The sequence below is a fragment of the Pseudomonadales bacterium genome (assembly GCA_024234615.1).
GTDB lineage: Bacteria > Pseudomonadota > Gammaproteobacteria > Pseudomonadales > IMCC2047 > JAJFKB01.
Map to the genome: position 1 here is coordinate 294552 of JACKNY010000003.1, position 23727 is coordinate 318278.

Consider the following 23727-nt stretch of genomic DNA (forward strand, 5'->3'; position numbering starts at 1 on the left):
AGCACATGAACTGTTGTAACGAGGTCACTTGACTTTCTTACCCGCCATCATGCTGCTTAAAATATGATCCATTGCTGAGGATCCCTTCGCAGTCGAAACCACTTCCGCTGCTTTATTACTCCAGACTGTTTCAGGACGCGCCTGTAAAATGAAAATATTGCCACCCTCCGGCATGTCCTTGTCGACCGCCCACTCGATATCCATGGGACAGCCATAGTGCTGCTCAATGAGCTTACCCATTTTCGCCAGTTCAACCAATTCCTTGTCAGTCACTGATTGCACCTTACGGCGCTCTTCCGGTACTTCGGTCTTTATCGAAACCTGTGTCTTCGGATCAACGGTATAGCAAATCTCTTTGTCTGATATGGTGCGATTAAGTACTTCCAGGGAAACTTTATTGATGCGAAATTGATCCGGCGTTACCTCGCCAGAAACTACCGACTCACCGAAACCAAAGTTGGAATCAACAACGATAGAAGAACGATCACCGTTGCTTGGGTTCAGGGTAAACATCACGCCAGCAGCAAAGGAGTTAGCCATCTTCTGGATTCCGACGCTGATACCAACCTGGCGATGATCGAAACCCATATCAATGCGGTACGCGATGGCGCGACCGGTAAACAGGCTGGAAATACAGCGTCTGACGTGAGCTAACACCTCATCGATACCACGCACCCAAAGGAAGGTATCCTGCTGACCGGCAAAACTGGCGCCGGGCAAATCCTCTGCAGTGGCGCTGGAACGTACCGCGACGGCTACGGCTGGCATACAGGAGCGCACTGATAGCTTACGGTAAAACTCAGCAATCTGATCTTCGAACTCTGTATCAATCGGCATTTGTTCAATCTTGTTACGGATTTTGAGGCTGAGTTTTTCCAAGGTTGCAATATCTTGTGGATCGACGCCTTTGAGCATCACATCAATTTCATCCAAGATATTGTTCTGCGCCATAAAGTGCTCATACCCTGCTACCGTAATGGCAAAACCTGGCGGTACTCGAATTCCCGCGTTGATCAGCTCACCAAGGGACGAACACTTGCCGCCAACCTGCTCAACCATTTCTCTTCTACAGTCATCAAACCAACTGACCCAAGGCTTATCGACACTCATGCTTTCCTCCTACTGCGCTACACTTCGCTACGTCGGCAATATTGCTTTGCCGACGCCAAGTATTTTTAGATAATATTGATCTCGCCAGTCGAACCATTGACGCGAATCATCTGACCGCTTTTAACAATCTTGGTGGCAAGCCCGGTTCCAACTACTGCCGGCATACCGTATTCACGACAAACAATCGCTGCATGACTCATGACGCCGCCAACATCGGTCACACAACCTTTAATTTTGCTAAATACTGGCGCCCAGGATGGTGAGGTGGTCGGAGACACGAGAATTTCTCCCTCTTTTAGCCCCGCAATTTCATCAACCGTGCGGCAAACTCTGGCGATACCTTCAACAGTACCGGGGCTGCCGGCAAAACCGTTAAAGCAGGTCACACTGTCGAGATCATCGGTATCCTGAATTTCTGACCAGGATTGCAGCGACTCGCTGGTAACGCCCCAAAGCACCACAGTAAAGGGCTCTTGAATAACTTCGGGGACGGTGCCGACTGCTGCTTCCGGACGCCATTCCCGGAACTTATCCATCACCCCTTTACGCCACTCGATCTCCTTTGGCCAAGTTACAGCACCACGCGGCTTCACCCCAGTAGCCCAAGCGGTAACCATATCCCACAACGCATCTTTAATTTCGCCACGCTTGAGATACCAGATATCTTCCACATCATGAATCAGTCCGTGATCCTTCATGATCACCCCCACTTCACGCACCTTGTTCCAAAACACCGAATGGAACCAGTGCTCAACATAGAACATGTGATTTTCGACGTAAGGGAATACTGTTTTTGCCGTCTGCAAAAGCTGATCGAAGGCCGCTCGATCCTGATCGGTTGCTATCAATGCCCGATATTCAGCGGTAATTTGATCGCGCTCCTCTTGAATCGCCTTAGTCGGTCGATCCAGACACTCGCCCTTTTCCGCCTTGTCGGCGTACATGGTGATTGATGAAAGCGGAATATTAAGATCATCATTCCAAGATTTGTCATGGTGATACCATCCCGTACCGGTGGAAACGTTAAACCAGGGATAACGCGCTTCTTCAAAGGCAATCAGCCATTCTCTACCCGGTGCGGTTTCTTGCAGGGCTTTTTCGACAACACTAAATTCAGTGCTGGTTCGCAGTGTCGCTTGCACACCCAACTCCACTGCTCGCCGCGCTAGCTTTTTAAGTTCTTCGTCCGGCTGATACATGATGACGTCGATACCCGAAATCATCTGAGTAACTCGCTGCGCCGGAATATCTGGAAACAGTCGCTGGCAAAAATCCAAAAAGGTGACATAAGCAGCATAACCAAGGTTGAGAAATTCAAAATGGTACTGCCAGCATCGAATGCCCAGGTCGATCAGCTGATCGTAAGACTTCAGCAAATGGTAACCTTTGGATTCTCCCAGACCATCTTTTACTACCAGGATATCTTCCAATTCCGGCAACGGGGTGATCTCAAGTTTTTCCAACTTATCAATAGTTTCCCGCATTTTGCCTTCCCATTTGGCTTCCAACTCATCCCAGTTTTCATAGTAATAACCAGCACGTTCCATGAAATGAGCAATGCGTTCTTCAACTACGGCAGGATCTTTGACCGCAACTGGAGAGATATAGGGATAGCCATTAATGATACGGTGATCCACACCAAAAACTGGCGGCACCGAAAAAATGCGGGTGTTGAATTGTGACAGCGCCAAATACCACGCCTCGTCCCAGATCATATCGAAGGGATAGACCGGCTCCGGATAATGCAGTCCATCATAGAACCAAAAGGATTCTTCCTCATATTTCTGGCGCTCAGGATCGTCGGTCACAAACTGGTATTGGTACGGATACATGCGTTCCCACCCCTCGGTACCAGGAATGGTTTCAATCTCGTGCGGCTTCGCGTATTGACCTTTGGAGCATGTCATTTGGATCCTCCTAACGACTTATATTAATTTGGTGATTGCGGCGAACTGGCCAGACCAAATTTGTTTATATTTGCAATTTTCAGCTGATCAATTGATTCGCCAATGGTTAGCGAAATAAAAGATCACAATCTGGCTTGCTTATTTGTCGAGCGGTTTTTATTTGAAAGCTTTTCCGCTCAATAGAAGGGCCCTAAATAATTTATCCAAGTTGAAGCTGTATCCTTTTTGATGAGGGCCACCTCATTTAAATGCAGCACTACCCCGGTTTATGTGCCACACTGTTCTTCTTACAACCTTCCTTCATCAAGTACTTCCGATAATGTTTATTGCAAAGAGCAGGCTTGCAAAGAGCAGGCCAATTTTTTAAATTCATCAAATCCAGGGACTGACAACGAGTGGAAAGCCACTTCTAACTAGCTGTAAACAAAGGCTAAAATTAATAAATTTGCCGAAATCATCCAATAAACATAAGGCTTAATTTATTCCAGATAGGGTGACCTGCGAAACTTCAATAATTACAAAAATTATCATTTTGCACATTGGTTATTGATCAGTTAAAGTAATGTGCAAATTTGATAAAAACTTTCAGGCTGATATTTTTTCCGAGAAAAAACCAATGCCTAACTCAAGTAAGTCACCACCCTTTACCACCGATATCCAGAAATTCAGGCTCCGTTCTCCTGGACATGGTCCTCACGATGGCGATGATCGCGGCGGTTTTGACGACCTCACCAGCGCACTGCGCTTCTCCCCTAAAGAGGGTCGTATTTGGCTTGATAGTGACAGAGTCGCACTCATTCATATGTCCAGCCTCGGCTTTTTACGTGAACAAGCGATCAAAAAGCTTGGCTTAGAGGAAGCACGGGCAGTGCTCACTCGGATGGGTTATTCTGCAGGAATTAAGGATGCCGTCATCGCCCGTAAGCTGCGCACCCGCGATTCAATATTGGATGCCTTTCTTGTCGGGCCACAATTACATTCACTACACGGGTTATTACTTGCTGAACCTGTGCGGGCAGAAGGCGACACTGAAACCGGGCAATTCTACGGTGAATTTATTTGGCATCACTGCTTCGACGCCGTCAACCATCTGGAAGCCTTCGGCAAAACCGATTTTCCGGTATGCTGGATGCAGCTCGGTTACGCTATCGGCTATACCAGTGCCTTTATGGGGCGCCCGGTTATTTATAAAGAGGTCGAGTGTCTTGCCAAGGGAGACCCACATTGTCGGATTGTCGGAAAACCGCTTGATGAATGGGATGCTGAAGAAATCAAAGATGAGAAAAGCGCACTACAGCCACAAATGGTGATGAGTCGATCCTCATCAAATCAAACACAGAGCAAACTGATGGCGGGCTCTGCCAAGACGGACAAAGACAAATCTTCTCCTTTGGATAATCTGCTTGGTACCTCACCCGGTTTTATCACCACCTGCCACCTAATCCAAAAAGTAGCTGACACTTCGGCAACCGTACTACTGCTTGGCGCTACGGGTGTAGGGAAAGGTAAATTTGCCCGCGCTTTACATGAAATCAGCAATCGTGCTGATCAACCCTTTATCGCCCTTAACTGCGCGGCAATTCCTGAAAACCTGATCGAATCGGAATTGTTCGGCGTTGAAAAAGGCGCTTTTACTGGCGCCACCGAATCACGCCCCGGTCGTTTTGAGCGCGCCCATAACGGCACACTATTTTTGGACGAAGTTGGCACACTTTCTCTGTCAGCACAAATCAAGCTATTACGCGCACTGCAGGAAAGGGAAATTGAACGGGTGGGCGATACCTCAACCCGTAAAGTTGATGTCAGAATTATTGCGGCTACCAATATGGATCTCCACGCAGCGGTGCAAGAGGGTGTTTTCCGTGAAGATCTTTTGTTCCGTCTCAATGTATTCCCTATCCATATTCCCCCATTAAAAGATCGTCGCGAAGATATCCCGATCTTGATGGATCACTTCCTGAAACTCTTTTCCACACGCCACGCTAAGCATATCACCGGATTTTCAAATCTGGCGGTTGATGCCCTTTACCTGCATGACTATCCTGGCAATATTCGTGAGCTGGAAAACCTGATTGAACGTGCCGTGATTCTGGCGCAGGACAACCAGCCCATCGATCTGAGCCATTTATTTTTATCGGAAGAAGCGATTGATTCGATGCTGCTCAAACTGGATCCCACCGGCGCGATCAAGAGCAAACAGGATACCGTGCAGGAAAAATCATTACTGAACGAAGTGCTCTCTCAGCAAATTCCCATTGATGATATTGAATACGGGCTGATCACCGAAGCCATTAAGCGTGCCAATGGCAACCTTTCCGAGGCCGCACGTATGCTCGGGGTCAAACGCGCCTACGTTTCCTATCGGATTAAAAATCGTCACCAAGACCACTCCTGTTGCTAGAGCCTGTTCTTGTTTTTGGGGAACTTCTTAAGTTAACGACTTAGTTCTACCCGCAGTACTATTGCAATGATTAAGACACTCAACCCTATTGTCTCAAAACCCTAAAGACTGACAATATAGCGCGCCGCATCCAACATACGGTTCGCAAAGCCCCATTCGTTATCGTACCAACTCATGACCTTGACATGACGCCCCGTCACGCGAGTTTGAGTCGCATCAAAAATACTGGAATGTGGATTGTGATTAAAATCGATAGAGACCAGCGGGCGTTCATTGAAACTGAGCACAGATTGCATTTGTGTTTCCGCTGCCTGTTTGAGCGCTTGATTTACCTCCTCGACACTGGTGTCACGCTGCATCATAAACTGACAATCTATCAAAGAGACATTAGCGGTAGGTACGCGCACAGCCATACCATCTAATTTACCGGCTAATTCCGGTAGTACTAAACCGACCGCTGCAGCGGCGCCAGTTTTGGTTGGAATCATTGATTGCGCCGCGGCTCTGGATCGATAGTAGTCACCACTGGCTTTATCTAATAAAGCCTGTGCATTGGTGTAGGCGTGGATGGTCGTCATATAGCCATGTTCGATGCCGATCGTATCCTGCAACACTTTCGCAACCGGCGCTAAACAGTTGGTAGTGCAAGAGGCATTGGAAATGATTTGGTGCTGTGTTGTTAAAGTCTGATGGTTGACGCCATAGACAATAGTTGCACAAGCTTCTTTTACGGGGTGACTGACCAGCACTTTCGGTGCTCCTGCACTCAGGTGCTGACGCACTAGATCTGCTTGTTTAAATTTACCCGTACACTCCAATACCAAATCCACCTGAAGATCAGACCAAGGAATTTTAGCGGGTTCTTTTTCGGCAATAAGCTTACTGACCTGGCCGTTAACACTCAGTTCACCCTGTTGTTGACTAATCTTCGCGTTAAAGTAGCCGTGCGTGGAATCAAATTCAGTTAAATGCGCCAGCAGGTCAAAATCTGAAAGGTCGTTTATCGCCACTATCTGAAACTCTCGGGCGAGATTATTTTCATGAATAGCACGCAAAACGCAGCGTCCAATACGCCCGTAACCGTTAATACCTATGCGAATCATCTCCATACTCCTTGCTAGAGTAGCCATATTATTTGCGTTAATTAGACCGTTGCACCGAGGGATTGTTAGCTTGACCGCGAAATTCATTTACCCAACACAGAGTTGCACCTGCCACCGCAGCAGGCATCACGATCAAATTAACCAGCGGAATGAGAGAAGCCATCAGCACCGAACTACCGAAGCCAATGGGCGTTAATCTTTGCTCTTTCAGCAACAATTTCATACGGTCAAAGCTGATGCGATTATTATCCATCGGATAATCCACATATTGAATGGCCAGCATCCAGGTGCCAAAAAGAAGCCAAAGCAAGGGTGCCACAGTATTAATCACCGGAATAAATCCGAGTAACAACAGCGCAAGTGCGCGCGGTAAATAGTAGGAAATCTTAACCAGTTCACGCCACAGGCTAGCGATAATTTCCAGCGTTAAAGGTCGGGGCGAGACAGTCAAAGGCTCACCCGTTAAATATTTCTCAACCGCTTCCGCTAAAAATCCGTTAAAGGGTGCGGCAATTAAATTCGCTAACAGACTAAAGCCGAACACCACTAACAGGGTAACGAGCGCAGCAAAGATCGTCCATAACAACCAATCGATAAAACTCAGCCAGGAAGGCAGCCAGTTCAACAGATAAACCACCCAGGCGTTAAACTGATGGTAGGCGTAATAAATAATCGCCGAAAACAGCAAGATATTAATCACCAGCGGGATAACGACATAATGCCAGATACCCGGTTTGCATAATAAACCGGCACCTTGGTAAAGATATCCCAAACCCTTGAAAAAATTACCCCGCATCGACGCTCTCCGCTCTCACATGAAGAGAAAAAGGATACCCGGTTCCGACTTACAATGAAATTAACAATCTCTGTCAACCTTCTTCACCGGTTTGCGTTTAGAAAGAGTAAGACGCAAATTTCTTCACTACACAGAGGACAACCACATGGAAAATATCACTAAGAAAATACTGTTTGTACCAGCCCTAGTCTTGATGATACCGACGCTAGCCAGCACCGGAAATGCGAGCGAACGGGTTGAAGATCATTTCGATAGACAGGGTGACCGCATCGAGCGTCACCTGGACAGAAAGGGTGATCACATTGATAATCGCTTGGATCGCAAAGGCGATCGCGTTGAAGAGCGTTTTCATCGTAAAGCAGAGCGTGCAGAGGCGAAGGGTAAAGACAAGCTGGCGGATCGGTTAGAGCGGCGGGGTGATCGAGCGGAAGCTCACTTGGATCGCAAAGGAGACCGAATTAACCGTAAGCTAGATCGCCAGGGTGACCGCATTGATGGTCACATGGATCGCAAAGGTGAACGTGTGCAGCGTCACATTGACCGGCGCAAAAATAAAAGTTAAGCCATCGTAACAGCGGCACAGAGCCATGCCCATAAGAGGAATTAAGGCTGGACAGACGACAGGCAATGGATCAATTTTTAGAATCGGTGGAGCGCCGTGCCTATAGTATCGCCAAAATGGCGGTGGGACACAGGGAAGAGGCGCTCGACATCGTTCAGGATGCGATGCTCAAATTGGTACAGCTGTATGCCGACAAACCCGAGCAGGAGTGGCGCTGCCTATTTTTCAAAATTTTGCAAAGTCGCATTCGTGACTGGTATCGTCGTAACAAAGTGCGTAACCGTTGGCGCGTCTGGCTAGATAAACTGGGCTTCGGTGAGGAAGAGGATGAAGACCCCTTAGCAAGGTTTGCCGATCAAACCACTTTGGAGCCGAGCCACGACCTGGGTAATGAACGCAGCAGGCAGGCCTTGAATAACACCCTGGAGAAGTTACCCCTGCGACAGCAACAGGCTTTTTTATTACGTGCCTGGGAGGGACTCAGTGAAGAGGAGACGGCGATTGTGATGAGTTGTTCGAAGGGCAGCGTGAAAACACATTATTCACGCGCACGTGAAGCATTAAAGTATGCATTGGAGGGTTATGCGCCATGACAGAGAAAGATCCAAATGACCCATTGGTGAAACAGCTAAAACAGTCGCTGGACCAGCAAGCGAGCGAATTGGATACGGCGACCTTATCAGCGTTGCGTCAAGCCCGCGTCCACGCACTGAACGCGTTAGAAAGTAAACAACGATGGTTTAAGCCCAATACCATTTGGGTTGGCGGTTTGGCGACTGCGACAACGCTGTTGATAGCGCTGTTACTGGTATGGCCCGGCGAGAATGATATATCACCGGAAATGGTGCAAGGCGTCGCTGATATCGACCTACTGTTCGATGATGACAGTATCGAGCTTTATGAAGATCTGGATTTTTATCTCTGGTTGGAGCAGCAGGAATCGAGCGTCAATGAGGTATAACCTCTGGCCTTGCATCTTGCTACTGTTTGGCGGTATTGCGCTGGCAAAGTCTGACACAGACTTCGCGGATTTTATCGAGTTTATGGGTGGCTGGGAGACCTCAGATGGCGACTGGATACCCCCAGATGAGATTGAGAAAATGAAGATTCCCAAAGAGGATATGAGCAAAACTAAAAATCCAGACGAGGCGGATTTCGATGAATAAACTGATAGGTTTATTAGCGCTTCTGCTGCTGAGCAGTAGTTGGCTGCATGCCAATACCGGTGTCACTTGGGAGCAATTATCTAAACAGGAACAGCGGTTACTGCAAAGGTTCTCTGAAAATTGGGCGCAATTACCGACAGAAAAACAGGAGCGCCTGCAAAAAGGCGCAAAACGCCTGGCTGCAATGCCAGCCGCCAAGCGTAAAGCCGCCTATAAGCGCTTCAAACACTGGCAGTCGCTACCGGAGGAAAAACGGGAACAGCTTCGCAAACGCTATCAAGAGTTCAAGAAACTGACACCACAGCAGCAGCGCCGCGTAATCAAAGCGCGTGAACGCTTTAAACAACTCGATCAACAACAGCGCGAACAGTTACAAAGAAAGTGGCGCACCATGACGCCACAGCAAAAACGAAAAGTGTTGTCCAGGGATTAATTTAGAGCGCGTTAACTGCCTATAGCAGAGCGTCGATGGTACAGGCACTGCATGTGATGGTGGCTTTTGAAATGCTTTGTTTGCAGCCGTCGCAATAAAAACAAGGTATTACTTTTTAGCTGCTCACAGCCCGCTATTACTCTTTATCTGAAGATATTCAGCACCAATATCACCAGTCACCTTATTTATTTTATTAAAAAAGTCATTATCGTAGTAATATGTAGCTTCCATTTAAATAGGATAGTAAGAAATGAGTAAAGGTACAGTGAAGTGGTTCAATGCAGACAAGGGTTACGGGTTCATCACTCCAGCGGATGGAGGTAAAGATCTTTTTGTACACCATTCAGAAATTAAAAGTGGCGGCGGCTATGCGACCCTAAATGACGGTCAAGAAGTTGAGTTTGAAATTGGCCAAGGTCAGAAAGGGCCATGTGCAAATAATGTGGTTCCGGTATAGTCGTATTTAAGGTTGGCGCGAGTGAGCGCCTCCAGATAACAAACAAAGAAACCGAAACTAATAAGGAAGGCGTGCCTTCCAGGGCAAGATAGCACGGTTTCTTTGGGCGTTACGGCGCCATCTCTGAATTAATGCCTGTTCTGGAAAAATTGATAGCTTGATTTAGCGGGTGTTGACGCTCACACCTATTTCCCATCTTTTGGCCTTAGTATCAGCTTTTTCCTACATGGCAAAGGGTTGTACTCTTTGTGGCTGGATTTTATAGATCATTCGAACCTCACCGTCCTCACGGAACGGGTAAGGACGTTGTCCCAGATAGAGTTCCGCTAGATCATCAATATGCGCGTCAGCGCCATCCTGGGTGATCTCCACAACTACGCCACGCACTTCCAGCCAGCGGTAGGGATTACTCGGATCGCCCGCAAAAACAGTAACCATGGGGTTGGCCTGCATATTTTTGTCTTTGATCCTGCCAAGCGCTGAATTGATTAAAATATGTTCGCCATCGTAGCTACACCAGACCGGATTGACCTGTATCGAGCCATCCTTCATATGAGTCGCTAATTGCACGTATATAGGACCTTCAAGTAAATCCAGGTGTGACTTAGGTATTGGAATGCTCATTGTTTCTCCTCGCGTCTCTTTGATTGCTTGGAAGGGCAGTTTCCCAAAAGTTAAGGCGCTGCTGATCGAAGCTAATTTTCTGCTTCCTCCCTCAACGCCTAATTCGCACTATGATTTAAAATACGACTCTAAATCATCGGCACTGCCAATTAGCTTGCCACCGATAAATACCTGGGGTGTTGTCGCATTTCCAGATACCGCGCGCAGACTGCGGGTGGTTATGCCGTTACCTAATTTTACCTCTTCATAGTCCATGCCATGCGCTTGTAACAATTGCTTGGCGCGAGTGCAGTGACCGCAACCCTCCTTAGTGAAAAGCGTAATAAACTCTGGTTTCTCGGCATTACAATTTATGTAGTTAAGCATAGTGTCGGCATCGGAAACCTCGAAGGGGTCACCAGGTTTTTCCGGCTCAATGAACATTTTTTCAACGACACCATCTTTGACCAGCATGGAATAGCGCCAGGAACGTTTGCCGAAACCAAGATCGTTTTTATCAACCAGCATACCCATACCGTCGGTAAATTCTCCGTTACCATCGGGTATAATTTTAACGTTTTCCGCATGTTGATCCTTTTGCCAGGCTTCCATCACGAAACCATCATTTACCGATATACAAACAATGTCATCGACACCATTTGCATAAAAGGTTTTCGCCAGTTCGTTATATCTGGGTAAATGTGTCGATGAGCAGGTAGGCGTGAATGCACCAGGTAATGAGAATACAACAACGGTTTTACCCGCAAACAACTCATCGCTGGTGATATTCACCCAGTCGTTGTTGGCACGGGTGCGAAAGGTGACTTTAGGTACACTTTGACCTTCTTTGTTAGTAAGCATCTAATAATCTCCGAGAGTTAAAAACTTTGAAAGTTTACTATGACAGGTCTTATTGACTAGTTAAAATTAATGATTTTTATGCATGTGATAGATAAATACAATCGCATAAGTACGGCCTTCAGGCTCTCTGCTGTTTGTGTTTACTTAACCAGCGCCAAAGCAAGCCGTCAGGGCCTTCCTTGCCGGTTTTAATGTAGCGCAGTGTGTTGTGATTCGAGACGCTCCACTCCATAAAGGCCTTGGCTTGTTTTTGACCGCAGAAGAGAATTTGATCATCCAGCTGCAACGGAGTAACGGGGTCGGGAAGCATAATTCGCTCAACGCCACGTTTTATAAGTAACGGAATAGTCGCCAGCGACTCATCGCGGTCGCGCGGGTCGCGGCATAAATAGGAAAGTTTCACTTCCTCATTTTGCGCTAATAAAGCATAGGCGGCTGGACTTCCGTCCTGGTTAACATGAAAAGTCCAGGCGCTCATCAACTGCCCATTCAGGGTATTGGTAATTCGTAAAAACAATGCACGAGCCCAGTCTTCGTCATATTCGCGTACCAATTCAAAAAAATCGACCAGGAGCGGTGTGCGTATGAGCATGAAAATTTCATTGGCGATAATATGTCCTGATTCCATGATCATATTGACTTCTGCCGCCCTAAAAATTGGTTTGTTGGCGCCACTATTTTGTCGTACCACAGTAATCAGATCAGGTTTAATATCACGGGCGGTAATAATGATGGATAAATTATTGGCATCATCGGGCGTACCAGCAATGATGCCTATAGCGTTTTCTATCCCCGCCTCGCGTAACGTATCCGCCTCGGTGCCAAGACCCAGGATGGTTCCCTCCGGAGCGTTACGTTGCTCCAGATTCACATCAATAAAAGTTATCTCGATCTTATGTTTTTTAAACTCTTCCTCAAGCGCTTGACCAAAGCGACCATATCCACAAATTACCCAACGTCCCAAAGTGTTTTGATCGGGTACCGCCAATGCACGATGGTGTGGGTTAACAATGAGGTCATGAATCAAGTGTTTATAAGGCGCTTGTAGCGTAAGTAACAGGTGATCAGCAAAAATGGTGAAGGGGTCGATAATATGATCGGTACCGAAGGAGCCCAGATTCGCCGTAGTTTCTTTCGATTGGGTTCGACTAATCACCAGGCGCTGAGGGCTAAAGAGTTTACTATCGATAGCGATTTGCAGATTGGCATGATCGTCATTGGTCAGCGCCAGCACACCAACACAGAGTGGATTTTGTATACCAGCCAAATTCAACACATTAGGGTCGGAAGCGTCAGCACAAAGTGCTGGCACGGAGAGTGCTATTTTGTCAGCTTCCAGCTCATCAATCAGGCGTTGATTGATGTCAATGACAACCGTCCTGATTCCTAACGAATCCAGTTGGTGTATCAATCGGTTACCAGTGATGCCATAACCACAGACTAAATAAAAGGGCTCATAGATTCGAGCAACTCGACGGGCAAAGTTGGTACGTTTAATCAGACGCTGATAGTTACTATCCTGAAACAGTGTAAAGATGGTGCCGATACCATAAAGCCAGGAGATAACACAGGCATAGATCGTAGCAATGGTCCAAGCCCTTTGTCCCGCAGTGAAAGGAAAAGGAATTTCACCAAAACCAATAGTTGAACCCATGAAACTAACGAAATAAAAAGCATGAAAAAAGTCCATGCGCCAGGGATTGCCTTGATCGTCCTGCCCTGGAATTAACGTAAAGCCGAGAACGGATATCGCATACACCACAATTATCGTGATGATAGGCGTTCGCAGCCGCCGCAGGAGAAGATAATAAACGTGCTGCATGGACTTAACCAGCCTAATGACGAACCATAATAGTTTCCAGAATCAACAGAATCACGGAGGTAATATTGGCAAGAAGAGCACCCGCTGAAAGCGAGACAATGCTGGCCATCATGTGAGAACTGAGCCCTATATCCATGTTCGTGGCTACCGCCCAGACAATAGCGCCAGCAACCAGTTGTAAATCTGCGACGAAGCTAGTTGCCAGCAGTACGGCACCGACATGCGTACGATCACCAAATTTCATAATGGTAGCAATGATGCTGACGACAATCGCCGCATAAAGCTCATAAACATTGTGATGATCAGGGTTGTCAATGTCGCCCAAAAAGAAACCAAAGTTGAGGGTTAGGGCTAACACAATAAAGAAGGCAAATACGACTTTTTCGCTATTCATCCGGGGCTCCACCTTATATTTTTATTGTTGCGCCAGCCATTATGAAGAAAACCAGCCACTATTCAATGGTTGTTCTGGCAATACACCACAATTCTATGTGTTCGACCCCCGCTTGCAATAATTCACTGCTGATTTCACGCATACTGCTACCGGTGGTCATAACGTCATCAACAATGGCTACCGAGCGGAATTTAAAGGTTTTATCAATACGAAAAGCGTGACACAAATTACGTCGTCTGGTCTTAGCATCCAGACCAAGTTGAGGGGGCGTATCTTTAATTCGATGACAAACGCCATGTGGTAGTGGGATATTCAGTTTTTTGGCGCAAATTGCCGCAATTTCGTAGGCCTGATTAAATCCACGCTGGCGCAAGCGCCGCTTATGCAGTGGCATTGGGATAATCGCTTCGGGTAATGCCTCTAAACGACTCTGAGCGCAAACAAACTCCGCCATCAATTGTCCGAGTAATTTCCCAATCGCCAACTGTTGATTGAATTTTAATTGGCTTATCAGCTGATCGATCGGATAACCATAGCGAAATAGACAATAACTATGCTGAAAAGGTGGTGGTGACTGTTGACAGTGCCCGCAGATAGCCTCTCTTATCTGTGCGTCAGTGACAGGAAGACTGCAATAGAGACAACCCTTGCCAAGCCAGGGTAATTGTTCCTGGCAGGCTTGGCAGAGCGATTTGTTTGCATTGATAATTTTTTCACCACAAAGGGTGCAATAATTTGGCAAAAGATGGAACAGATTAGTTGATAATGGGTGTTTCATGGCGCCGCTCCTTGGCGTTTGGGCGAAACTCGAATGGTATCGCAGTAGCGCATTATATCCCGGTCTCAGACAAAAATAACTCAACGAGAGCCTCGAATTAATCAGCCGACGGTAACCCGTTTATGCTTCTACCTGATGAAGCCAGAACATCCGGACTAGGTTGATCGGAGCTGGGGGATCATCAATAACCTGCCTAGGAATCAGTACTTTCAAGCTTTTGGAGTTCAAGAGCTGGCCACGGGGCGGCGCAACATGGCAGTAATCTTGTGACGGTAGCGTTTAATAATGGTGTCTATGAAAATGTCCGGCGTAATCAGCAACGTTTTTACACTGACCGTTTACATGGTTCATTGTTGCATAATCCTGATTTTATTAAGCTGTCGGAATCCTTCGATGTTACAGGTTATCGTGCCGATTCGCCGAGCGCACTACGAACCATGTTAGCGCACGCACTAGATCAAGACGCCCCTGCGTTGATTGAGATGCCGATAACAACTGGCTCCGAAGGATCACCCTGAAAGTACATTATGCCAGGGGCGCCTTATGGCGCTTGATCTGTCACCGGAGCGCATAACACGAAATCAGGATAGGTTAAATAATAAACAGTAGTCAACCCAACCAAAAATCTTGGTTGACAGAATAATGCCTACTGCTAGTATTGTCCTTCTTTGCCAAACCACGCTGCAATTTACAGGACAATGCAATGAATTTACCCACCCAAACTGCACCCCGTCATGATTGGACAACCGCAGAAATTGGCGCGCTTTTCACCCTGCCCTTTAATGATTTAATGTTTCAGGCACAATGGGTACATCGCCAGCATTTCAACCCCAATCAAGTTCAAGTAAGCACGTTGTTATCGATTAAAACTGGCGCTTGTCCGGAAGACTGTAAATACTGCCCACAAAGCGGCCATTACAATACTGGTCTGGACAAGGAAAAGCTGCTTGAGGTTGAAAAAGTTGTCACGGAAGCGCGTGCCGCCAAGGAAAAGGGCGCTAGCCGTTTTTGTATGGGGGCCGCATGGCGATCACCCACTCAAAAGGATATGCCCTACGTCACGGAAATGATCAAACAGGTGAAATCTTTGGGTATGGAAACCTGCATGACTCTGGGGATGCTCAGTGGTGATCAGGCACAGGAGCTTTCCGCTGCCGGACTGGATTACTACAACCATAACCTAGATACCTCGCCGGAATTCTACGGCGATATCGTCTCCACTAGAAGCTACAAAGATCGATTGGATACACTGGAGAATGTCCGCAGTGCTGGGATGAAAGTCTGTTGTGGCGGCATTATGGGCATGGGTGAAGAACTCAAGGATCGTGTCGGTTTGTTACAGCAGCTGGCGAATATGCCACAGCACCCAGAAAGCGTGCCCATCAACCTGTTGGTGAAAGTTGAAGGCACACCATTGGATCAGGTCGATGATTTGGAGCCCTTTGATTTTGTTCGCACCATTGCGGTTGCCCGCATACTGATGCCTGCTTCGCACGTTCGCTTGTCAGCGGGCCGTGAAAATATGAATGAGCAAATGCAGGCGCTATGCTTTTTGGCAGGGGCTAATTCCATTTTTTATGGCGATAAATTGCTTACCACCGCAAATCCAGAAGCGGATAAGGACAGAACTTTATTTAACAAACTGGGCATTGAACCCGAACAGTTGCAACAGTCCCATGAAGAGGGTGCTGAAAATACTGCGATATTAAGTGCATTGCGAGCCTCGCAGGAGGCTGCACTGTTTTATGATGCAACGCGCTAGCCTTTGCCACCTAAACTATGAAAGGTTTTGCCACGCTCGCGGCTGATTTGGCCCGCAGAAAACAAGAGCACCTCTACCGCACGCGCTTAGTCACGCAAAGCCCGCAAGGGGCGGAAATTATTATTGCCGGGAAAAAGTTCCTGAATTTTTGCAGTAATGATTATTTGGGTTTGGCAAACCATCCTGATGTTATCAGCGCTTTTCAACGAGGCGCTCAAGATTACGGTGTCGGCAGTGGGGCATCACACTTGGTTAACGGGCATAGCCACTATCATTATCAGCTTGAAGAAGCATTAGCTGAATTTACAGGACGCCCGCGAGCATTACTATTTTCAACCGGCTATATGGCAAACCTGGGAGCGGTTACTTCGCTGTTAGGTAAGGGCGATGGCGTTTTCGAGGATCGTTTAAATCATGCTTCTTTATTAGATGCGGGCATACTCAGCCGAGCCAATTTCCAGCGTTATCGTCACGGCGATATGGAAGAGCTTTCCAGCAGACTTGAGAAGTTTGCAGCCAACCGCAAACTGATTATTAGCGATGGTGTATTCAGCATGGACGGCGACCTGGCTCCGTTGCCGCAGTTACTCGCGACAGCAAAAAAACAAAATGCTTGGTTAATGATAGATGATGCCCATGGTTTGGGTTGTGTGGGGAAAAAAGGCAGAGGTGTCTGTGAACACTTTGGCGTTAACCAAGAAGATGTTCAGGTGTTAGTCGGTACGCTCGGTAAGAGTTTTGGTACGGCAGGGGCTTTTGTCGCCGGTAGTGAGGTCTTAATAGAAACCCTGATACAGCAGGCGCGCACTTACATCTACACCACCGCGCTACCGCCAGCAGTTGCGGCGGCGACCCTGGTTAGTCTGAAATTGGTGGAGCAGGATAGCTGGAGACGCGAGCACTTGGTGCAGTTAATTACTATGTTTCGTCGTGGGGCGCAGGCCAGAGGCCTGAGCTTAATGACGTCGCAATCGCCTATTCAGCCAGTATTGGTGGGGTCTTCCGCAGAAGCACTGGCGATGAGTGAAGCGCTTAAGGTGCAGGGTGTGTTAGTAACAGCGATAAGACCGCCAACGGTCCCTGCAGGCACGGCGCGGTTGCGGGTAACCTTGAGCGCAGCACACAGCAGCGACCAGGTTGAGCAACTGCTCGATGCGCTAGGTAAGGCGAAGCTGAATCGTGAGTAATCCGGTAACTAAGCGTAATATCGTCATTCGCCGCCTGGGTAACCAGAAACGTCCGGCATTGGTATTGGTGCATGGCTGGGGGTTTGATTCAGATGTCTGGCAGCCGTTGCTGGAACCGCTGCAACAATCCTTTTATCTCTATCTGATCGATCTGCCGGGGTATGGCAGAGCTAAGACAGCGGAAAGCAAGACATGGGATTTGAATTCGCTGATGGCAGAATTTGCTTTGGAAGTCAGTGAACCAGCAATCTGGTGTGGTTGGTCGCTAGGCGGAATGTTGGCGGCTCACTATGCTAAATTCCAACCTGAAGGGGTCAAAGCTGTGTTGACTATTGCGAGCAATCCCGTTTTTGTGGCTAATCAAGATTGGCCAAATGCCATGCCGCATCAGGTATTTACAGATTTCGTCAGCGCACTGTCTGCACATCCACAAACAACGTTAAATCGTTTTGCGGGGCTGGTAACGCAAGGTGCAGCTTCATCTCGGGCAGATTTGCGTTTATTGAAACCACTACTACAAAATGCACCCACGCCAGAGCACTTAATGGCAAGCCTAGTGTTGCTGAGTGAGTTGGATTTGCGCAGGGTGATAGCGGAAATTAAAGCACCACAATGTCATATTTTTGGTGAGAAAGATGCTCTGGTTCCGCTTGCAGCGGCCCATCTGAGTCAAGGTTTGAACCCTCAAGCTGCAATTAAGATTATAACGGGGGCATCGCATATCCCCTGGATATCTGATGCGAGTCATTTATTAGCAATAATCAACGCGTTCTCAGTCTCTGGTGGCCTCAGTGAATAGTTTTGATACGGCCACTAAACTGGATATCGCACATTCCTTTAGTCAAGCCGCGACCAGTTACGATGCAGTAGCGGGACTGCAACGCCGCATCGGGTATAGGTTGCTCGAGTTAGCACCTGAGGGAAACCACCGTACAGTGTTGGACCTTGGTTGCGGTACGGGTTATTTTGCGCCTCATTTACAGGATATGTTTCAGGCGGAGCAAATTCTTGGGCTGGATATGGCGCAGGGCATGATTGATTATGCCAAGCGGCAAAGTGATTTGCCGAATATGCGTTGGTGTTGTGCGGATGCGGAATCTTTGCCATTGCGCGATGGCAGTCTGTGCATGATTTTCTCAAACCTCGCATTACAATGGTGTAGCGACCTATCAAGAATAATGGCGGAAGCCATGCGAGTATTGCGACCAGGCGGTTGTTTTGCCTTTTCAACCTTGGGGCCGCAAACACTGTGCGAGCTTAAAACCGCCTGGCGTCAGGTTGATGACTATGTTCATGTGAATCACTTTTTAGGCTTGCAGGAAATTCAATCCGCAATCCATGCCGCGGGCTTTATCGGTACCGCACAGGAAGAGCAAATAGTCACTCAATATCAGCAATTAAGGGGTTTGACAGGTGAACTGAAATCCTTGGGTGCACATAATCTCAATCGTGGCAGACGTGTCGGATTAACCGGCAGAAGCAGCATCCAAAAATTACTGCAAGCCTATGAAGTCTATCGTGACGATCAAGATATGCTGCCAGCAACCTACCAAGTCTACTATTTTGTTCTTAATAAAAGCGCCAAATAACGAGGAGAAAAGCCGATGGGCCTGTTTAGTAAAAAGAAAAAGATTACTCGGACTTATTTTATCACTGGCACTGATACCGGTGTTGGAAAAACCCTGGTTTGCTCAGCACTATTAGAGGCGGTGAATAAAGCAAATCTGACCAGCGTTGCACTGAAACCTGTCGCTGCTGGCTGCGAAATGACCGACCAAGGCCCGGTCAATGATGATGCACTGGAGCTACAGAGCCATATGTCGGTGCAGTTGAGTTACGAAGATATTAATCCCATTGCCCTGGAACCCGCCATTGCCCCGCACATTGCGGCGGCAGAAATCGACCTCAATATCGACATTGATGAGTTGGCACAACATTGCCAAGCCATGACCAATGATGCGGATGTGATGCTAATCGAGGGTGCCGGTGGTTGGCGGGTACCACTGAATGAAGAGCAATATATGTCCGATTTGGTTAAGGCGTTAAATGTGCCGGTTATCATTGTGGTGGCGATGCGCCTGGGTTGTATTAATCATGGTCTGCTCACTGCAGAGGCTATCCGCGCTGATGGACTACAGGTCGCCGGCTGGGTTGCAAACTGTACAACAGCCGACAATATGCCTGGTTTAGGTGATAGTTTATTGGCACTAAGAGATCGGATGGAAGCGCCTTTCTTAGGTTATTTACCCTATTTTGAAGATCCTGATCCGCTCCAAATCGCCCCCTATTTGGAGATTAGTTATCTCTGAAAGTCAGTAATATATTTTGATTTATAATTGCCATTCCTAAAATCTGTCCTAGACTTAAATTTGCGCCAAGACAAATTTTCGTAAAAAGCGGGTTGTTATGAACCTTATGTCACCGATTCAGATAGGCCTTTCAGGTATTAGCCGCGGCCTTGAAAATATGCAAGAAATTGCCAGTGACATTGCACAAACAGGAACCGTGCAGCCAGAAAATTTGGATACTACTATCGATTTAACGCAATCTATGGTGGATTTAAAGGCGCAAGAGTTAGCCACGCTAGCAGCAACTAAGGTTATAGCAACCGCAGACGAAGTCTTAGGAACCTTAATTGATGTGCGAGTTTAACTGGTAAGTACAACGAATTTTTCCTCCCTCCTCGAAACTTACGATCGGCCTGACCGATCGTTTTTTTTGCTCGTTGAAATAATCTGAAGGATAAATAAAAACGGAGTCACTAGGACTCCGTTTTTATTCCTGGTATCCAGAAATTAAAAGCTAAATTTCACGCCGATAATGGCAGTGCGAGGTTTGTTCGGGCGAGCCCCGCCAGGGCTGCGTGCGACAATATCTTGATCATCTAACAGGTTATCTATTTTTAAGTAAAGATTTGTCACATTATTTAATGGATATTGCGTGACCAGATCGAAAACCAGCAGTTCGTCTGTCTTTAACAGGTTATCGTCCACCCCCGCACGGTCGCAGCTGTTGTTGTGGCACATTTCATCGGTATAGCTAGCATTCAAATAAGTGCTCCAGCCGGAATTAAATTCCAGCCCCAGTTGGGCATTTAGTACGTTTTCCGGCACATAGCGCAAGACATCGCCGTCTTGGAGAGAACCATTGTCGTCTGCATCAGTAATTTCAGCGTCAGTGTAGGTATAACTGACCATCAGCGGTACACTGAAGCTTGTACTGGTATAAAGTGTGGTATTCAGCATTAGCTCAAGGCCTTTGATTTCTGATTTGCCAAGGCTTTGTGACCCGCTCGTTTGCGCGCCGCAGGGAAACGCCGCAGTGCAGTTGAGTACCGTGCTTTCGTAATCGCTGTAGAAGGCGATGGCTGAAGCACTCAGCCTTTCACCTTGATAACGCGTACCCGCTTCATAGTTGGTGCTTTTTTCCGGGTCAACATTCTCGTTAGAGTCGGCGGACGCAGGAGCAAAGCCAGAGTGAGCTCCTGCCAATAACTGCCATTGGTCGTTCAGGTCGTAAGTGGCGCCAAAACTCCAGAGTGTTTCTTCAACATCGTTACTTGCCGTAATGCTGCTAGCGCTACGTTGTACATCCGCGTAGCGCTTTTGTTGCGTTTCAATATTTTCATGGCGTAACCCCAGTGTTAACGCCAGTGCGTCACTAACATGCCAAACATCCATAAGGTGCAGCGCAACAGCCTCGGCCGACTCGACCCGGTTATTGCTCGAACTAGGGCTATTAATGCCGCTAAATACCAGTTTGCCATTGGTTTGATTAAACACTTCTGTCGGTTGAAAGCGATCTACATCGTCTTCATGGTAACGAACACCGGCTTCTAGCTGATGCTGCGAAATGGTCCAGTTAGCAACAAATTGTAGACCTTTACTGAGATATTCCCGGTTGTTGTGTTTGATGTCTACGCTGGCATCAGTCATTCCCTCTAAAATCGACTGTGCAGCCAAGTCACCACTATTTGCTGAACCAATGAGACTGTCGAAGCTGCCACCATCCACTTTGTCGACTTTAAACCAATCGCGCTTAAAGCGATTATAGTAGGCGGTGGTGGTAAGGCTAAGGTTATCGTTAAATTTCACCATATAGCGTAGATTAGCCCCGGAATGGCGGGTTTTCATTTCATCTAATTCGGTGAGGGCGTAGCGACGATTTTCGTCGGCATTGAAATCGGCATCCGTTAGGCCGACATAAGTTTCGTCAGAAGTTTCTTCCGAATACTGGTATTTAAAATCCAATTGCTGGTATACAGCGGCATCGTTATCGCTGTTAATGCGGGCTTTGATGACATAATCCTCAATCTCGAAACCGCTGTCTTTGCTGCTGTTATCAATATCTTTAAACCCATCACTTTCCTGTTGGTGCGTTTCTACCAGCCAGCCCCAATTTTCGCCGCTGCTACCATAATGCGCGCTAACTCGGTTACTTCCGTACTCCCCCGCTTCCAGATTGATTTCACCGACAGAGCCATTGGGTATCCGTGTGGAGATGAGGTTGACGATACCGCCTACCGTTGAAGGGCCCTGGTGTAAAATGTTGGCGCCTTTAAGTACTTCGACGCTGCTCATACGGCCAGCAGTAGGAAAGTAATAAGCCGATGGAGCCGAATAGGGAGCGGGGGCAATTAAAACGCCATCTTCGAGTAGAGTGATTTTGTCAGATCGTTCTGATCCCGTGCCACGAATACCTATATTGGGGCGTAGCCCAAAACCATCCTCTTCCTGTAGATAAACTCCTGGAACCTGGCGAACCATACGGTTGATATCGGTATATTCAAATTTTTGTAATTCAGTCTCGCTAACCACATAGGCAGACCCAGGCAGCTCCTGTGCATCAGCCGGACTACCGATGATGGTGACTTCTTCGAGTCGAATGTCATCGGCACTCGATACATTGGCTAATAACACGGCACAGGTGAGGGTGGTTAGCTTGATCATTTCTCATTACTCCAAATACATAGGCTAAAAAACGCGCAGTTGAAACACTTTGCTACTAGGGTTAGAAGATGTGGGAATATTAAAACAAATGAGAATAATTATCAAAAGCATTATCATTTAAGCAAGATAAATCTTGTGACTCAGATCAATAAAACCTAAGAATGATGATGGAACGTGCGGTATTTCTTCCAACCGGTGTCTTTTGGGAAAAGACTAAACCCAGAATTTAAATGCTTTGCGGTAATTCTAGGCGGAGCAATCTGCCGCAACCGGAGCGAATCTCAAACCAATTGGTTATCGACAACTCCATCTGAGCGATAGCACAAGGGGGCAAATTATTTAGAGGTGAGCGGGTGAGCTCGCCAAGCAACAGGGTTAGCGCGGGGTTATGGCCAACTATCGCTAGGTTATCGATGCGGTCGTCGAGCGCCTCAATAAAACCTAATAGAACAGTATCGTCGAAAGTGTAGAGCAAGGGGTCAACGACAATCTTTTGTTCGGGCAAGTGAATTGCTTTGCAAATCAGTTTGGCGGTGCTCAGCGCGCGTTTGGCCGGGCTAGCAAAGATCTGCTCAAAGGGTATCGGGTGATCACGTAAAACCCTACCCATAGCCCGGGCAGTGAATTCACCCTTGGCATTCAATGGACGCTCAAAATCGCTGAGACCAATATGCTGATCTGCATGCGCATGTCGAATAAGCGTCAGTTGTTTCATTCTGTATGCCCGAGTTGCGATTAAAACCGTCGAACATTGTTACACACCTCGCAACCGCGCGCTCGATGAATTCGGACTGGTTGTTGCTCAGCAGCCATTAGACTGCCGCTATATTAATTGAGGCGCAGTGACTACTGCGCCATTGCAAAGTTGCCCATTAAAAGCGATGCCGTCTTTTTTGCATGTGCTGCTTTAGATCCTTTCGTTGCTCGGGTGTTAGTTTCGCAAAAATATCGGCTTTTAATTGCGCACTGGTCAGCATCATTTTCTTCATTAATTGCGCTTGGCTATCCGCTGCGGCGCCAATTGCTTCAGGGTTGAAGTCATCCTGAAGTGTTAGCTCGTGCATAGCGGTTTTTTGATTTTTCATTTCAGTCATCAGGTCGCGGAAACCGGGGGTAGCGTTGTCGATGATAGACTTGATTTCTTCATGCTGCTTATCGGATAGCTCAAGACGATTAAGCATATGCTTGAAGTGACCGATTGGTCCGCCGTCATGGCGCTTACCTTTAAACCAGCCTCTTTCATGACCACAGTCCGGTTTGCCATCCATATTACCCTGGGCGAAGATAGGACTGCTGAAGCATAAAATTGTGGCAAGTAGTGACATGCTGCATAAATGTCGAGTGTGTTTCATGGCTATATATCTCCGTAGTTAAATTATCACTGAAATGTCTAATACGACAGTTGAGAGATTACAGGATGCTCTGCAAAGTTGGGT

The 23727-nt window shown here is 47.3% G+C and carries 26 protein-coding genes; 14 read left to right on the forward strand and 12 right to left on the reverse strand.

Annotation, left to right across the window (positions count from 1 at the left end; all coding sequences use genetic code 11):
- Positions 1–24: 24 nt before the first annotated feature.
- Both H6995_14055 and H6995_14060 read right to left on the reverse strand, forming a co-directional pair.
- Positions 25–1110, reverse strand: coding sequence for a phenylphosphate synthase subunit beta (locus H6995_14055; GenBank protein MCP5216123.1), 1086 nt, complete (start codon positions 1108–1110; stop codon positions 25–27).
- Positions 1111–1175: 65 nt separating this feature from the next.
- The gene (locus tag H6995_14060) at positions 1176–3017 is read right to left on the reverse strand and encodes a PEP-utilizing enzyme, mobile region (GenBank protein ID MCP5216124.1); all 1842 of its coding nucleotides are present in this window, start codon (positions 3015–3017) and stop codon (positions 1176–1178) included.
- 616 nt (positions 3018–3633) lie between these two features.
- On the opposite strand from H6995_14060, the gene H6995_14065 reads away from it, so the two are divergent.
- Positions 3634–5418 carry a sigma-54-dependent Fis family transcriptional regulator gene (locus tag H6995_14065; GenBank protein MCP5216125.1) on the forward strand — a complete coding sequence of 595 codons (1785 nt, stop codon included), beginning with the start codon at positions 3634–3636 and terminating at the stop codon, positions 5416–5418.
- Positions 5419–5519: 101 nt separating this feature from the next.
- Here H6995_14065 and gap read toward each other — a convergent pair whose 3' ends face one another.
- Positions 5520–6521 (reverse strand): type I glyceraldehyde-3-phosphate dehydrogenase, encoded by a 1002-nt coding sequence (gene gap / locus H6995_14070; protein MCP5216126.1) that lies wholly within the window; start codon positions 6519–6521, stop codon positions 5520–5522.
- Between the two features lie 37 nt (positions 6522–6558).
- Positions 6559–7317: a sulfate transporter CysZ gene (gene cysZ, locus H6995_14075; GenBank protein MCP5216127.1), complete on the reverse strand. Its 759-nt coding sequence runs from the start codon at positions 7315–7317 to the stop codon at positions 6559–6561.
- A gap of 145 nt (positions 7318–7462) precedes the next feature.
- Between cysZ and H6995_14080 the strand changes: the two genes are divergently transcribed.
- The 6 genes from H6995_14080 to H6995_14105 all read left to right on the forward strand — a co-directional run bounded on the left by H6995_14080 (position 7463) and on the right by H6995_14105 (position 9935).
- Positions 7463–7879 carry a hypothetical protein gene (locus H6995_14080; GenBank protein MCP5216128.1) on the forward strand — a complete coding sequence of 139 codons (417 nt, stop codon included), beginning with the start codon at positions 7463–7465 and terminating at the stop codon, positions 7877–7879.
- Positions 7880–7944: 65 nt separating this feature from the next.
- Positions 7945–8472: an RNA polymerase sigma factor gene (locus H6995_14085; GenBank protein MCP5216129.1), complete on the forward strand. Its 528-nt coding sequence runs from the start codon at positions 7945–7947 to the stop codon at positions 8470–8472.
- On the forward strand, positions 8469–8840 hold the full coding sequence (locus H6995_14090) for a hypothetical protein (protein ID MCP5216130.1): 372 nt from the start codon (positions 8469–8471) through the stop codon (positions 8838–8840). Before H6995_14085 ends, H6995_14090 begins: the two co-directional genes overlap by 4 nt.
- Positions 8830–9045 (forward strand): hypothetical protein, encoded by a 216-nt coding sequence (locus H6995_14095; protein ID MCP5216131.1) that lies wholly within the window; start codon positions 8830–8832, stop codon positions 9043–9045. The genes H6995_14090 and H6995_14095 overlap by 11 nt, the downstream gene beginning before the upstream one ends.
- Positions 9038–9478, forward strand: coding sequence for a DUF3106 domain-containing protein (locus H6995_14100; GenBank protein MCP5216132.1), 441 nt, complete (start codon positions 9038–9040; stop codon positions 9476–9478). Before H6995_14095 ends, H6995_14100 begins: the two co-directional genes overlap by 8 nt.
- Before the next feature lie 250 nt (positions 9479–9728).
- The gene (locus H6995_14105) at positions 9729–9935 is read left to right on the forward strand and encodes a cold-shock protein (protein ID MCP5216133.1); all 207 of its coding nucleotides are present in this window, start codon (positions 9729–9731) and stop codon (positions 9933–9935) included.
- A 222-nt stretch (positions 9936–10157) separates the two neighbouring features.
- On the opposite strand, the gene H6995_14110 is transcribed toward H6995_14105, so the two are convergent.
- The 5 genes from H6995_14110 to H6995_14130 all read right to left on the reverse strand — a co-directional run bounded on the left by H6995_14110 (position 10158) and on the right by H6995_14130 (position 14393).
- Entirely contained in the window at positions 10158–10559 is a 402-nt protein-coding gene (locus tag H6995_14110; GenBank protein ID MCP5216134.1) for a PPOX class F420-dependent oxidoreductase, read from the reverse strand.
- Positions 10560–10667: 108 nt separating this feature from the next.
- Positions 10668–11399 carry a glutathione peroxidase gene (locus H6995_14115; GenBank protein MCP5216135.1) on the reverse strand — a complete coding sequence of 244 codons (732 nt, stop codon included), beginning with the start codon at positions 11397–11399 and terminating at the stop codon, positions 10668–10670.
- 118 nt (positions 11400–11517) lie between these two features.
- Positions 11518–13221, reverse strand: a complete 1704-nt coding sequence (locus H6995_14120) for an NAD-binding protein (GenBank protein MCP5216136.1) — start codon at positions 13219–13221, stop codon at positions 11518–11520.
- A 13-nt stretch (positions 13222–13234) separates the two neighbouring features.
- Positions 13235–13615, reverse strand: a complete 381-nt coding sequence (locus tag H6995_14125; GenBank protein MCP5216137.1) for a hypothetical protein — start codon at positions 13613–13615, stop codon at positions 13235–13237.
- Between the two features lie 58 nt (positions 13616–13673).
- Positions 13674–14393 carry a ComF family protein gene (locus tag H6995_14130; GenBank protein MCP5216138.1) on the reverse strand — a complete coding sequence of 240 codons (720 nt, stop codon included), beginning with the start codon at positions 14391–14393 and terminating at the stop codon, positions 13674–13676.
- A 266-nt stretch (positions 14394–14659) separates the two neighbouring features.
- Between H6995_14130 and H6995_14135 the strand changes: the two genes are divergently transcribed.
- From H6995_14135 to H6995_14165, 7 genes are all read left to right on the forward strand, one after another.
- Positions 14660–14911: a hypothetical protein gene (locus tag H6995_14135; GenBank protein MCP5216139.1), complete on the forward strand. Its 252-nt coding sequence runs from the start codon at positions 14660–14662 to the stop codon at positions 14909–14911.
- 185 nt (positions 14912–15096) lie between these two features.
- A complete protein-coding gene (gene bioB / locus H6995_14140) occupies positions 15097–16155 on the forward strand; it encodes a biotin synthase BioB (GenBank protein ID MCP5216140.1) in 1059 nt (352 codons plus the stop codon).
- Between the two features lie 17 nt (positions 16156–16172).
- Entirely contained in the window at positions 16173–17342 is a 1170-nt protein-coding gene (gene bioF, locus H6995_14145; protein MCP5216141.1) for an 8-amino-7-oxononanoate synthase, read from the forward strand.
- Positions 17335–18141 carry a pimeloyl-ACP methyl ester esterase BioH gene (bioH, locus tag H6995_14150; GenBank protein ID MCP5216142.1) on the forward strand — a complete coding sequence of 269 codons (807 nt, stop codon included), beginning with the start codon at positions 17335–17337 and terminating at the stop codon, positions 18139–18141. The genes bioF and bioH overlap by 8 nt, the downstream gene beginning before the upstream one ends.
- Positions 18134–18931, forward strand: coding sequence for a malonyl-ACP O-methyltransferase BioC (gene bioC / locus H6995_14155; protein MCP5216143.1), 798 nt, complete (start codon positions 18134–18136; stop codon positions 18929–18931). The genes bioH and bioC overlap by 8 nt, the downstream gene beginning before the upstream one ends.
- A 15-nt stretch (positions 18932–18946) precedes the next feature.
- Positions 18947–19651: a dethiobiotin synthase gene (gene bioD / locus H6995_14160; protein MCP5216144.1), complete on the forward strand. Its 705-nt coding sequence runs from the start codon at positions 18947–18949 to the stop codon at positions 19649–19651.
- 97 nt (positions 19652–19748) lie between these two features.
- Positions 19749–19994 (forward strand): flagellar biosynthesis protein FlgE, encoded by a 246-nt coding sequence (locus H6995_14165; protein ID MCP5216145.1) that lies wholly within the window; start codon positions 19749–19751, stop codon positions 19992–19994.
- A gap of 143 nt (positions 19995–20137) precedes the next feature.
- On the opposite strand, the gene H6995_14170 is transcribed toward H6995_14165, so the two are convergent.
- From H6995_14170 to H6995_14180, 3 genes are all read right to left on the reverse strand, one after another.
- A complete protein-coding gene (locus tag H6995_14170; protein MCP5216146.1) occupies positions 20138–22291 on the reverse strand; it encodes a TonB-dependent receptor in 2154 nt (717 codons plus the stop codon).
- 226 nt (positions 22292–22517) lie between these two features.
- Positions 22518–23006 (reverse strand): histidine phosphatase family protein, encoded by a 489-nt coding sequence (locus tag H6995_14175; protein MCP5216147.1) that lies wholly within the window; start codon positions 23004–23006, stop codon positions 22518–22520.
- 157 nt (positions 23007–23163) lie between these two features.
- Positions 23164–23643: a Spy/CpxP family protein refolding chaperone gene (locus H6995_14180; protein ID MCP5216148.1), complete on the reverse strand. Its 480-nt coding sequence runs from the start codon at positions 23641–23643 to the stop codon at positions 23164–23166.
- Positions 23644–23727: the final 84 nt, after the last annotated feature.